This is a genomic window from Ectobacillus sp. JY-23, assembly GCF_023022965.1.
Classification (GTDB): domain Bacteria; phylum Bacillota; class Bacilli; order Bacillales; family Bacillaceae_G; genus Ectobacillus.
Genome location: NZ_CP095462.1, coordinates 597,483 through 610,590 on the forward strand (window position 1 = coordinate 597,483; position 13,108 = coordinate 610,590).

At 34.2% G+C, this 13,108-nt stretch carries 13 protein-coding genes and 1 pseudogene; 4 read left to right on the forward strand and 10 right to left on the reverse strand.

Annotated features, from left to right (window positions below; genetic code table 11):
* Positions 1–170 precede the first annotated feature (170 nt).
* From MUG87_RS03165 to MUG87_RS03185, 5 genes are all read right to left on the reverse strand, one after another.
* Positions 171–2,288 (reverse strand): ORC-CDC6 family AAA ATPase, encoded by a 2,118-nt coding sequence (locus MUG87_RS03165; RefSeq protein ID WP_247085452.1) that lies wholly within the window; start codon positions 2,286–2,288, stop codon positions 171–173.
* A 75-nt stretch (positions 2,289–2,363) separates the two neighbouring features.
* Positions 2,364–2,783 carry a GIY-YIG nuclease family protein gene (locus tag MUG87_RS03170; protein WP_247085454.1) on the reverse strand — a complete coding sequence of 140 codons (420 nt, stop codon included), beginning with the start codon at positions 2,781–2,783 and terminating at the stop codon, positions 2,364–2,366.
* An 11-nt stretch (positions 2,784–2,794) separates the two neighbouring features.
* Positions 2,795–3,523: an HNH endonuclease gene (locus MUG87_RS03175; protein WP_247085455.1), complete on the reverse strand. Its 729-nt coding sequence runs from the start codon at positions 3,521–3,523 to the stop codon at positions 2,795–2,797.
* 78 nt (positions 3,524–3,601) lie between these two features.
* The gene (locus MUG87_RS03180) at positions 3,602–4,909 is read right to left on the reverse strand and encodes an HNH endonuclease (RefSeq protein ID WP_247085456.1); all 1,308 of its coding nucleotides are present in this window, start codon (positions 4,907–4,909) and stop codon (positions 3,602–3,604) included.
* A 417-nt stretch (positions 4,910–5,326) separates the two neighbouring features.
* A complete protein-coding gene (locus MUG87_RS03185) occupies positions 5,327–5,884 on the reverse strand; it encodes a recombinase family protein (RefSeq protein WP_247085458.1) in 558 nt (185 codons plus the stop codon).
* 555 nt (positions 5,885–6,439) lie between these two features.
* Here MUG87_RS03185 and MUG87_RS03190 point away from each other — a divergent pair.
* Positions 6,440–6,577 carry a BRO family protein gene (locus MUG87_RS03190; RefSeq protein ID WP_247085460.1) on the forward strand — a complete coding sequence of 46 codons (138 nt, stop codon included), beginning with the start codon at positions 6,440–6,442 and terminating at the stop codon, positions 6,575–6,577.
* Positions 6,578–7,308: 731 nt separating this feature from the next.
* A complete protein-coding gene (locus MUG87_RS03195) occupies positions 7,309–7,488 on the forward strand; it encodes a M48 metallopeptidase family protein (RefSeq protein ID WP_281503673.1) in 180 nt (59 codons plus the stop codon).
* A 39-nt stretch (positions 7,489–7,527) separates the two neighbouring features.
* On the opposite strand, the gene MUG87_RS19665 is transcribed toward MUG87_RS03195, so the two are convergent.
* The 5 genes from MUG87_RS19665 to MUG87_RS03210 all read right to left on the reverse strand — a co-directional run bounded on the left by MUG87_RS19665 (position 7,528) and on the right by MUG87_RS03210 (position 10,901).
* Positions 7,528–7,833, reverse strand: a complete 306-nt coding sequence (locus tag MUG87_RS19665; protein WP_368042565.1) for a type I restriction enzyme endonuclease domain-containing protein — start codon at positions 7,831–7,833, stop codon at positions 7,528–7,530.
* A gap of 29 nt (positions 7,834–7,862) precedes the next feature.
* Positions 7,863–8,258, reverse strand: a complete 396-nt coding sequence (locus tag MUG87_RS19670; RefSeq protein WP_368042555.1) for a type I restriction enzyme endonuclease domain-containing protein — start codon at positions 8,256–8,258, stop codon at positions 7,863–7,865.
* Positions 8,259–8,488: 230 nt separating this feature from the next.
* The gene (locus MUG87_RS19675; protein ID WP_368042556.1) at positions 8,489–8,749 is read right to left on the reverse strand and encodes a type I restriction enzyme subunit R domain-containing protein; all 261 of its coding nucleotides are present in this window, start codon (positions 8,747–8,749) and stop codon (positions 8,489–8,491) included.
* A 204-nt stretch (positions 8,750–8,953) separates the two neighbouring features.
* The gene (locus MUG87_RS03205) at positions 8,954–10,063 is read right to left on the reverse strand and encodes a P63C domain-containing protein (protein ID WP_247085464.1); all 1,110 of its coding nucleotides are present in this window, start codon (positions 10,061–10,063) and stop codon (positions 8,954–8,956) included.
* A 118-nt stretch (positions 10,064–10,181) separates the two neighbouring features.
* Positions 10,182–10,901, reverse strand: a complete 720-nt coding sequence (locus MUG87_RS03210) for a hypothetical protein (RefSeq protein WP_247085466.1) — start codon at positions 10,899–10,901, stop codon at positions 10,182–10,184.
* 450 nt (positions 10,902–11,351) lie between these two features.
* On the opposite strand from MUG87_RS03210, the gene MUG87_RS03215 reads away from it, so the two are divergent.
* Positions 11,352–12,482 carry a site-specific integrase gene (locus MUG87_RS03215; protein ID WP_247085467.1) on the forward strand — a complete coding sequence of 377 codons (1,131 nt, stop codon included), beginning with the start codon at positions 11,352–11,354 and terminating at the stop codon, positions 12,480–12,482.
* Between the two features lie 59 nt (positions 12,483–12,541).
* Positions 12,542–13,087: pseudogene (locus tag MUG87_RS03220) on the forward strand (DUF3898 domain-containing protein); the annotation flags it as partial.
* Positions 13,088–13,108 lie beyond the last annotated feature (21 nt).

A 13,108-nucleotide genomic window follows, 5' to 3' on the forward strand; every position in this document is an offset into this window, starting at 1 on the left:
CCCCTCTGAGTATTTTTCTATGAAGACAATTTAGCCTTTCTGACTATTATTGTAAGCCTTATTTCAGCGTTATCTTAAATAATATTAAGACTTTAATAAATAAAGCCACTCAAGTATATTCTTAAGCGGCTCATAAAAATTATATTATTCTTTTAAGATACAATAGATATTTAGATTTCAGACCTCTCTCTACCTATAATATTAATTTCTTTTAATTTTAACACCGTATTATGCATTAATTCATAGCTATACGGTTTTCCACCACTTCTACGAAGATATCCAGCTTCGGATAGTTCTTTACACCTCCAAGCTACAAATGAAGTTGTTCTGTCTATTTCTTCAGCTATCATACCTGCAATTATTTTAGAAGCTGGATTATCGTTAGTTAACAAATGGATTGTTTGTAAAATTTCAATTTCTTCCTTAGTCCAGATTGCATTTTCAAATTGACTTTCTGTTATCTTTAAAAGTTTATCATCATACTGAACTTGACATTTTCCATTTTCACAAGACATACATTTCATTTTGAATTTCTCGAATAACTCTAAATTATCTATTGAATACTTTGCTTTACAATCCTTACAAACTATTTGTTTACTTTCCTTTAAGCAATCAAATATAAAACTTGAATAATCAAAAGCTCTCTGTTGGAAAAATTTAGAATCCTTATTTTCTGGCTTCCCATATAGTATTTTTTCATGAAAACAGAGACCAAAATCAAAAGCGTATAATATATTAGTAGTATTTTTCATACTACCTCTAGCTCTACCTTTTGCAGCTAGTTCATTAATTTTATGTATAAATCCATTAAACTCTAAAGAAGCAAGTACGTTATCTAAATCTGGCTGAATAGTAAAATGACTTGTCGGAACAGCCAATAAATCTACAAAATATGAATTATCTAAATTGCTAAGAGAATATTTATTTTCTTGCGCATATTGTACCAGTGAGTTAAGTAGGTTTTCCTGTACATGGATATCCACCTTATCATCAAAAACTCCTTTAGTTCCCTTAGAATGCTTATTCTTTGAAAAATAACTAAGCGTATGGTCAAGATAATATTTCTCTATTGCTTGTTCTATAGCAAAACGATTAATTTTTTTCCCTTGCGAAACATGGGAGAGCCAACAATTATACAATACATGACCCAATACACGTACAATATTCATAGAACTTCGGAACAATAACCTGTAATATTCATCTAAACTTAAAAGCTTTACATCAAAGTAATCCTCTACTCTATTTTTACAAAAATATGTTATTCTATTTTCAATTATTCTTCGAGTATAACTTGTAGCTAATTTCTCAGTACTCACAATATTCTCTTGCTTATATATATCAAACATATCTATACTTACCAAATCATACTTCCCTACATCTAAATCTCCAAAGTATATTCTATTTGGATAAGCTGCAATTTTTAAAACAATATACTCTTTACCCAAATGATAAAGAGGACTTACAATTACATCAACAAAAGAAACCATATCAATTTTTTCTAACTCAGAAAAGTCATCAATGAATATAAACAATTTTCCTCTATTACATATTTTTAAAATTTCTTGTATTGAACTCACTACATCTTTAAGATTAAAATACCTTGCTAGAATATTTGAAGAACTTACCTCGTAACTATCAGAACTTTTATTACTTATTCTAGCACTTAAACTTTGCAATGCAGCTTTAATCTCTGCTAATGATTCGTGTGTTTCTTTTGTTGTTGTATTCTGACTTATAGCTTTACTAATATTAATCAGCTCTGGATTTTCAATTATATTATCTAGTTTATTTAGAGCATTTTGTAGCTTTTTATCCCTAAAATAGTTATTTATCTTCTCAAAGAAACCGTTGTTTTCCTTTTTCAACTCTTCTATCAGACTCTGTTTAAAGGTTTTCAAAAAATTCCTTATCAACAATAGTCTTCTTAACTCACTATCATTTAGAACCCCACTTAACTCCGTTAAATCTATTCCTATATTCTCAACCTTAGAGGATTCATGAACTGCTTTAGCATTAATATAAACCGACAAATCTTCTTTAACTTTATGTATCTGGCTTTGAGAATAAGCAAAAATAGTCGATTTGCCAGTTCCTCTTCTCCCAACTATAAAAGTTGTTCTAGGTGAAGCCATCTGACTATACACTCCATAACTTGGTAGCAAATCAACATATAAATTATCTATATGATTGTTTCTTTCATTTGCTCCATCTATAGCAAAATCACTATTATTTATTCTATGGTATAACTTTAAAGTTTCTACAGCTTTTCTAAATCCTAAAGAATCCAATTAATTCCCCTCCCATAAATAATAATACTACTACCCAATTAATAATATCAAAATTTTATTAATACATAATTAATTTTAAATTGCCCTCCATTTTTTATACTTTGGATTGAGCAAGTACGAAAGTAAATGTTCTGTTAATTCTCTTTCTTCTTTTTCTTCAATTTCCAACCAGAATATTGTCATAACGCCTTGGTCATTTTGAAAAAAAGTATCTCTTCTACTTACGGAATTTACTTTTGATAACTTGTTGTAGTGACTTTGTATTCTTGATTTCAGAGGGCTTCCTTTGCCTACATAAAGTACTTCATCTGCTTCATTTCTATATACATAAATTCCTTTCTTATCCTTCACATTTAACTCTATAATCTCTAAGTTATTTTGTCTTTCTTGGTTACTTTTCGGTTTTACTTGGATAAACTGAAATGAATTCCACAATGGTGTTGTTAATGGATAATATGCTTTTTTCTTTAATAGTTCTTCAATGTCCCTTTTCATATTTCTGCTTCCTAAGATTGATTAATAAGTATTAGCTTTAATTCCTCAACCGTTAATACATCATCTTTCAATCTATGTATCATTCTATGGCAGTTCGAGCAAACAGATACAAGGTCTTCCTTAGGATTAATAACAATCTCTTTACCTATGGTACTTAACGGTTTAACATGATGTACCTCAATAAAATCCTTCCCTCGCTCACCATAAATTTCTTCAAAATTGAACCCACAAGCAACACAACTTAGACCATGAATTTCAATTGCCTTTTTTCTATTTTCTGGATTTCTTTCATATCGCTTTCCATAATACTCTTTAACCGTCCCATCAGTATAAAAATTTTCTTCTTCAGCCTTTTCCGATTCAATATCATCGACTATAACCTCTTTCAAACTACGACTCTGCACTCTTTGATTAATAAGCCTATAAAGACACTGAATCACTAAGCTAAAATCGGATTCTTGTCCTTCTAGTATATTTATAACTTCATGAATGTCTTTTCCACTGAAAATACCTTTATGAACACTTTTTAACCCAATAAAGTGTAATATACCCATAGCTTGATAACCACGACTTTCATCTGGATTTAAACCTATAACATGTTCATCAATCCAGCGGTGACTTTCTGAATTAAATAGATATTCATAAACCACCCTTTCCCTAACAGAATCTGTGTAAAGGCTATATTCCCTTTTCCGTTGCACTGGTTCGAGATGTGGTACACTTATTTTAGAAATTGGCATTTGTCTAAGCACCCCAATGATTATTTTATATTTGTTAAACCTTAAGCCGTTTATTATTAATGGAAAGACAATTCATTATCATTTGTAATTGGCTTTAAATACATTATCACAATGCCAGTTCATATATTGCCGTTGACTCTCACTTATATTAATCCTCATATCTTCGTTGATATTTAGAAAAACCTTCGTTGCTTCATTTAAGCTTTCCGAAATCAAAATTCCTCCATCATCACCAAAACTAATATAGCCCTTATCAAATAAAGCATCATGATTTGGACACAGCAGCAATCCATTATTAACATCTAAGCGCTCCTGATTACTCGATTGACTCCATGGTTTGATATGGCTCGCTACTAAGAACTGCTCATCTGAAACCCCACATAATCCACATTTCTTTTCTCTTGTTAAGAGAGCCTTTTTAAAAACTGATTGACCAATTCTGGACTTGATGACTCGTTCTTTTTCAGTATCTGTTATTTCAAGGTTTATAGAAGCTTCAATATCACTGGAAACTTGATTTCTAAGTTCATCGTGAAAACTATTTTTAGACTCCCATAACCCCTGAAGTTCAATTGCATGCTTCTTCGATAATAAATAGTTTGTCTGCTGCCGAAGTCTTAAAATAAGCAATTCCTTTAAGATAGGGTGTTCAAGCAAGGAAAGTCTACTTATAAACTCCGCTCCAATCCTAACCTCAAGAACTTCTAATTTCACAGCTAGGTAAGCGTTCTTCCAATCGTCTGTGTACCAATACTCCTGCGCATCGCTGTCATCTGCCTTTTCGAGAGGTAAGCTCACTATCCTACATGCTGCTATGATACCTCCTGTCCCCCTTTTCCCTCCGTCAGACCTCCACAAAAATACATTATCATTTATCTGTATTTTATCAGCGAAATATTCTTGTCTTAATGACCACCAAATGTATTTATGGTTGCTAATATAGTTATTAATATCAAAAATACTAGGGTTCCCTTGAAATATCCATGTTTGCTGTCCTTGGGATACTTCCACATTTTTAAAAGTACCATTTTTCAATTCAATATTATTAACTTTCAAATACGCCTCTAGATTTCTATGTAATTCAACATTTGTATCTTTAACCCAAACATTCCCATTTGGTCTATCTTCTTTATAATGAACCATTGTTGCTTTATTTAGTTTAAAAATTAAAGGGTCATGGCTAATAAGCCATTCAAACGCACTATTTTTAGCTGCTGTTAGACCTTCGTGATAACTTTCCTCAATAATTGAATGATTTCTTAACAAAGTTAACTTATATCTCCTATCTCCTAGTTTAGCAGTAATAATATAATACTCGGTTTCTTCCCCCCTCCCTTTAACATATTCTTGATTTGCAAAACTTTTATTATACTTATCTACATCCATGTAATTTCACCTCCATTTACCAATTCTCACCTTTCTAGAACACCAGCACTATTTCTTGCACCATGCAATAATATTTGTCTTTTTCTTTTTGTATAAATTACTAACCCTATTACCATCCCATATCCTTATAAAGAAATTTCTAACATATAAGTAAATTGTACCATAGTAATAATTAGCTAGGCATTATATTTTTAATTCGTAATTATATAAATATATCAATTAAAAGATGTCGGGTATTTATGCTCATCTTACTCATACCATTCTTTTACTGTCTGATAGCTCTTCATCGTTTCGGATTATTTGTGACGTGTGGATGAGGGTACATAGGGTGTACTCTCACAATGCCCCCCTTAAAAATGTGGAAATATCCCCCTTATTCTCAGCATGAAGAAAGAGACACCATAGGGAACCTCTTTCTTAACTTTCATTTTTTTGTTTAATTAACTTGTCTAGTGTAGGTCTCGATACCCCTAGTTCCTTTGCAAGCTGCGACTTTGACACTTCTCGATTCATATATCTTTGGTAATGCTTGTCAAAGTCTGGTATTGATACTTCTTTTCGTCCTTTGTACTTTCCTTCTGCTTTAGCTATCGCAATACCCTCACGCTGCCTTTCGAGCATATTTTCACGCTCGAAATCGTTAATAGCACTAATCATCTTTAACATTAGTCTGCCTGTTGCCGTTGAAGTGTCAATGTTCTCTTTAATTGATACTAGTTGAACTCCTTTTAGCTCTAATCGCTCGACCAGTTCCAATAAGTCTTTTGTAGAGCGTGCTAATCTTGAGAAGTCTGCAACATAGATTGTATCTCCTTCTCTCGCAAAGTCTAGCATCTCTTGTAGTTTTGGTCTGTCTGCATTCTTGGCTGATACCTTCTCTTGATAAACCCTATCTATCTTGTACTGCTTCATCGCTTCGACTTGTCTTGCTTCGTTCTGTTCAACTGTCGATACTCTGATGTATGCTATGTTCACGTTCATCGTCCCTTTCGTGTTATCTGATGAATCAAAAATAGCATTTTGTAAATCTAGAGTCAAAGACTTTATTTTCATTTTGTAAATTTTTTATAATATCAATTTCAAATTTACAATTATGTAATGCTTATCGGCTGTAAATTTACAGCACGCTCTAAATTTACAAAAATCTTATCAAAAACAACCTATAAAAGGTTGTGATATCTTTTCATAGACAACGCTCAATAGTTACACTCCGTCATTTATTTTCTTTATCGACAATATCATTTTGTTATATCTAATTTATCACTTGACCGCACAAAATATCACCTGTTACTTGAGTCGTATCGGAAATTTACTATATGTCTGTGTGAATGGAAGTGGTTTCTACAAAAGCACCAACACCTCAATACAAAACTCTACAGCAGCTTCAAAGTATTCTCTACTTGTTACTTAGAGTGCTTTTTAGTTCTGCTCTTCTCCCGCTAGAAATCACCTGGATTCTCCTCAAATATTTTATCCCGCTTCATTCAATGACTACCAGTAACGCTCAACAGGGTTGAAAATGATGAAAAGGTGCGAAACATTGTTTCTACCCTTGGAGGTAATCAACAAGCTTGGTTTTTAACCGAAGATGGTCTTTACGAAGTTTTAATGCAATCACGCAAGCAGATTGCTAAAGCATTTAAAAAAGGAAGTCAAACGCATCCTTAAATCAATTTATCAAGATGGTGGGTATATTATGTTTTAGTGTTAGCAGTTATCAATGAACAGCAATTACTAAGAAAGCAATTTAGAGTATACGGAGATAAAGACAATCTCCTCTTCTTGGCTAAGATGTGATTAAGTGGGTTGAAAATAAGAACACAAATTAAACGATTAATGTTGTAGATGAAGATGAAAAGGCACTATATACAATGTATAGATTGGACCAAAGCACTCATAAACAGCAGTCTTAACCAAAGATGGGTTATACGAAATTATGTAGAAAATGGTTTATTTAAGATGAACCAAACTGTTAACACTCCTAATTTAGTAGAAAAATTAGTATAGTATCATAATCAACCCTGCACTTATTTTAATATAGATACTGAAAAAGACTTCAAGTGGCACAAGGACTTTCATATTTTAAAAATCACAACAACATAAGCGTTAATACAAAAACCAAACTCTCATATTACAAGGTTTGGTTTTTGTATTACATATAATTATATTTATCTCATTAATCTCAATACGTCTAAAGCTAATAAAATCTGAATTTCATTATTAATTTAAGCAGTGCTGTGTGGATGAATCAACCTACCCCATTTCCTACTTATGAACCCCATAAAGATGTGGAAAGCATACCCCCTATATCTTGTGTATAAAAGAAAATACTGTTTTTCAATAATTTCATTGCGATTCTTCCACTCGGATGTTAATTACTCTATTGAAATCTTAACTGGTTGTTACTTCTTGTTCTACATCCCATAACCTTATTAGAAATTCTCGTACATGAACTGGCACATTTGAAGTATATGAATCACAGCAATGACTACTGGAGTTTTGTAGGTTCGATATTGCCCGACTATGGACAACGTAAAGAATGGTTACGGATAAATGGTCCTACTTTAACATTAGAATAGAAAAGCCATCTCAAACAGATGGCTTATTTCATTAACATGTTATTTTTTGTAATGTACTGCTGCTAAATCGATTAGTTGCTGAGTCAGACTCTCTAACCTTTCCTTTGGACAAGGACTTACACGCAGCTGCTTCTTAATCCTCTTTCGCATTTCACGTTTTACATCTTCTTTATTTGTCCATTCCACTACTGCTTCTTGCTGAATAATATCCGTAACAAGATGCGTCAGTGCTTTTAAATCCTCTACATCGTCGTATGGGGGTATTTCTTTCTCAAGCATCTGATAAAACGGATATTGCTCACGAGTAAAGCCGTGTTTTTCACCCTTTTGTGCTGTATTTCGCATATCATTCACTATATTACGATATTCCTCTACTACTCATCAATATCTATTTGACGGTCTCTCCGTCGCTGGAGGAGTTCTTCAAGCCGTTCTTTTAAGGATGTATAGTACACAGGGTTTTCTTCCAACTTGACCCGTATTTCATGACGAATAGCATGTTCCATTTCAGCCGCTTTACCTTCTGATATCTTCATTTCCTCTATTTGTTTCTCAAATCGATTAGAAAGAATGTCAATTAGCTCGTGAACAACATCAATTCCTACCGATGCAAGATGCTCCTCTATAAGCAGCTTAACCTTTTCCCCACAATCACTAATATCCATCCCATCCATGCGATAACGAGACTTTGCAGCTTGTCGTACTTTTACTAAGAATTGTAAATCAGCTATATAATCTTGTGCCTTTGGACTTGGCATGACCATATCCATGCTGTCCGAAAAGCGTTTAAATGCTGTATCAAACTCGTTCCGTACATCCTCTGGCTCTAATGCTTATAAGCATGCTTCTAGGTCATCTTTCCGAATGTAATCGAAGAAACGCATCGCAGAACGGTGACGAGACTGTAATCTTGGTATTTCAGTATCAATACTTTGTAATGCTCCTTGTACATCTTCCTTATTGAAAATATTAAGTCCTTGCTCTAGGAATCTGGAAACACCTAGTAATCGACAATCAAACCATATGTCTTTTTGTCATACGTTCGGTTGGTACGGGCAATGGCTTGTAAGAGGTTATGTTCCTTGATTGCCTTGTCTAAATACATAACCTGCTCGATTGGAGCATCAAAGCCTGTCAGGAGTTTGTCACATACGATTATGAAGCATAGCTTATCCTCTGACATTGACTTCTTAAAACGAGCAATGACTTCTTTCTCTTCGTCCTTTGATAAATGATGTTTTTGGAGATGTTCCCCCATCATTATGACCCGCTGACATAATTACGAATTAAATCTAGTAGATTCTCTTTTGGTTACTCCTTTTATTTCTATTAATGCTACTTTAAATTCTGTTAATGATATTCTCTTTCTTACCGTAACTTTTCTAAACAAATAGAGAGCTGCCATGACTACTCTTTCAGTGGAATGAATAATATTAACAATCCGTTGCTTTTCAAATCCTACTTTTCAAACGTCATCCATGGTAATCTGATAGAAATCTTGCTTCATTTTCTGTATTCGATTAATTTTATCTGCGTAAACAAGCTTAAATTTGTCTTTAAAATCATCTTTATCAGATGAAAGCTTCATTATTGAAATAAGCCCTTCTAAGTGACTCCGAAGATATTGAATTCCTTCATCCGAGAGATGTTGGAACAAGCGGAATTTACGGTCAACACGTCCAGTTTGACTATTATGGATAAGAGGATTCATTTCGTCTAATTTCTCGAAAACATTAGGTGGTAACATATCATACACATAGGTGCGAGTAAACCCAGCAAAAAATTTGGGTCTTCTCTGTGTAGTCGGGTCATATGGCAGACCATAAATGCGAAAGATTTGTTCAAAATATTCACTATGAAATTCCTTAGAATACGGTCTTAACTCTTCAGATATGAACTCCTCTAATAAAACTTGTAATTCATCTTTCCCTCTAATACTCTGATAATTTGTCGCTTCATCGATGAGAGCAGTAATTCCGACTCTTGCAAGAGAGCGGAGTAATATCTTAGCCTTATTTAGTACATGTTGTTGTGAAGCGGTAATTAACCCTCTTTTCTCAGCCTCCATGTATATATCGCAGATTATTGGAATAGTATTCGCATCATACCACTTTCCAGTTTTCCCATTAAATTGAGCAACATCAAAAGGTGTAATAGTGTGTAGATGCTCTGGATACATATCCATTAAAAGCGCCGCTAATACTTTAGAGCCAATAATAGGAGGAAACCCATCAAGTCTTGTTTCACCTTTCCTTTTACGGTCAAGCGCAGCAAATAAACTGGTGTCTTTAATAACTCGTCGACCATCATTTAATACCGAACATTGTAATTTAGTATCACCTATATACAAATCTGATTCAACCACTACAGCTCTTGGAATTTCAACAAAATGTTTGTAACTTAAATCATTGTAATACTTCTCAACGAGTTCTTGCTGCTCTCTATTGAAATAGCAATCTCCATTTTCATGGATAGCAACATAGACTTTCTCTTCATCCATTACAAAATAACCGACTGCTTTTGCATGGGGCATCTTTAAACACTTCTCAACATAGCCATACGTTTTTAATTTCACACAGATTCTCCTTTTTTAGGTTCATCCCCTCATTACGTACTACCTATTATTACTCTTTTCCAGATAGACAAGGGCATCCTCTAACGCCTTTGACTCCTATGAAATAAGGGGTTGACCATTACTTTAAAGAACGAAGCTCCTTCAATAAATCTACCAACAATTGCTCTTCATCCAAATCTTTGAAATATATACCATTATCACGCAACTCTGATAATCGACACTGTAAATCTTCTCTTACTTTAGACAACTGCTTAATGACAACATATTTTTGTTCTAAGGAAATTTCTTCAGCTAACGTAGTATCCAATTCTAGCATTTTGCTTTCTAACTTTTCCCCCTCTATTTCATCAGCTAGAAAATCATTCACCAGTTTCTTATAAGCTTCGGAAAATTGAGGTCTAATAATAGATTCTGTTACACTTAATAAATTGAAATCAGAAAATACCTCAGCAAGACTTATTCCGGTATTCTCCAAAATTTCTATATCATGTTGATGAAAATGGTATTGCTCTCTCAACACTTTCATAAATAAGTCTATTTTCTTTATTGCTTTTCCTTCCGATATCTCATTAAACCATGGACCTTTTACAACTTTTATACCAAGTCTTTCTGCAATTAATACAAGGGTATGGTATATGGTAAGCCCATATGTAGGTATCTGCTTACTAAGCGGTGAATCATTCCATACCGCAAAAAACTGTTCTTCATGTAACGTTTCTTTATGTTTTTCTACTAACATACACAAATCATCAAGCAAATTTTTGGTATCGTCAATGTGTTGCTTCACGTACTCTTGAATTACCTCTTCATTTGACTTCTCTTCATTATCAACGAACATTGTAAACCTCCTCCTTATATAGAAATTTGAGGTACTTCATCTGATAAACGAGCACCATATCTTTATTATATTAAGAATATTTTTTATAACTAGTCTAAACATTCAAATTGTTTTATAATATACTTAACATCACAAATGTATTAGTGTATTAATGACACACTAATACACTAATATGCCAATTAACCCACAAAATAATATGAATAAAAACCACACAACTAGTTATATCGATATAAAATTTATAATTTACACAAAACTAATTCGAGTCGTGAATTTTTTAAACTTCCTATAGGCCGGTATTTTCATTACAATTCTCACGCCTTAATTACTTATTAATTTCATTACTTAAATACTCAACGGAATTTTTCCAATTATATTCATCAATATGCTAGAATATATCCAAGGAAACTCTTACACCTAACAGAGCAACTTCTTAAGGAGGTTGTTCTTACTGTGACAGGAAGTATAACTAGAAATAAACAAACAGGAAAATGGGATTTTGTATTTAACGGTGGGAGAGACCCGTTAACTGGTAAGCGTAAACAAATCAAGCGGAGAGGTTTTGAGTCCAAACGTGATGCTATGGATGAGATGACCAAACTAAAAGCGGAAATGTTAGAAAATGCGTTTCTCGATTTAACGAAAATGACTTATGCCACATACCTAGAAGAGTGGTTTCAAGAAAGGAAAAGTCGTTTACAGCAATCAACCTTCGAGATTCATTCCATCTTCTATCGAAACGTCATTAAACCCAAACTCGGTCATCTAAAGTTACAGCAAATCGCTCCCATCCAAATTCAAAAGTTTGTTAACGACTTAGTAAACGACACGTCCTATTCAGAACACACTATCCATCTCATCTTTCGTATTGTCAGTGCATCTCTCAAGAAGGCTAAGGTCTTGAAACTTATTAAGGAGAACCCTTCCACTGGAATTACTTTGCCAAAGATAAGGCAACAAGAAATCCATGTTTGGTCTCTAGAACAGGTGAATTTCTTTATTAGCGAAGCCAAGAAAATAAAACGTCTTACTCGTTGCCATATCGGATTCCTTATATCAATCTTTACGGGAATGCGGCAAGGAGAAGTCCTTGGACTAAGGTGGAAAGACATCGACTTCGATACACAAACAATCTTCGTAAGACAAACGCTGACACAGAACGCTAAGGTTAAGGCAGGAGCAAAGAATCAAGCAAGCCTACGCTCCATTCACATCCCAAACAAGCTGATTGATGAGTTACGCACTTATCGAAAACAACTATTACAGGAAAAGCTACTTCTTGGGCAAAGCTATTATGACAATGATTTAGTTATTTGCACAAGAGATGGCAAGCCTATGATTCCAAGGAACTTTAGAAAAGAGTTCTATAAAGTTGTAGAGAAGGTCGGTTTACCCAAGATACGTTTTCACGACCTGAGACACACTCACGCTACCATCTTAATTCAACAAAATGTAAATGTGAAGCTTATCTCGGAGCGGCTGGGTCACTCGGATATTCAAACAACGCTCAACACATACAGCCATGTCCTCCCCGATATGCAGAAATCTGTCTCAGATAAATTGGACAAAATTATCGGAATGTGACCAAAGGAGTGACCAAAAGACTTTCAAACTGCACAAAATCCAGTACTGATAAGGATTAATCCATCCAATACCCTTACATGCCAGAGGAAGGCATGATGGAGGAGCGTGAGCTAAAAATTCATCAATCCTCTCACGCACGCTATTTTGAGGATTTCTTAAAATTCGTCCAGTACGAGCGGTCCATGCCCGAAATTGTCAAAAACCAAGTCATGACCATGGTATATGACCGTATGGAAAACGTCTACGAGGAAGAAAGCGAAGAACGCCAGCAATTTGAGGAAGCGATGGAAATTTGGTCAGCGAGTCCGAAGCGTGAGATGATGGAACATTTCAGCACAGAAGAAGTCATGGAAGCAGCGGCGCAGATTGTGGAGTATGCGCCAGAAGTAGAGTTAAAACTAAAGGCGGACCATATTTCTGTGAAAGGCTTGCTGGCGGATTTTGGGGAGCAGATTCATATCGCGAAAGTGAATAATAAGTATGTGCTGATGATTGAAGCCGATATGCTAACCTTTGAGAAAGGTTTTTCACCGATTGAGTTTTTGAAGCCAGATGAATTGGAGAAAGTCATTAGTAAAATTGCTTTCAAAACAAGCAACGATTAATATGTGATACATCACTATTAA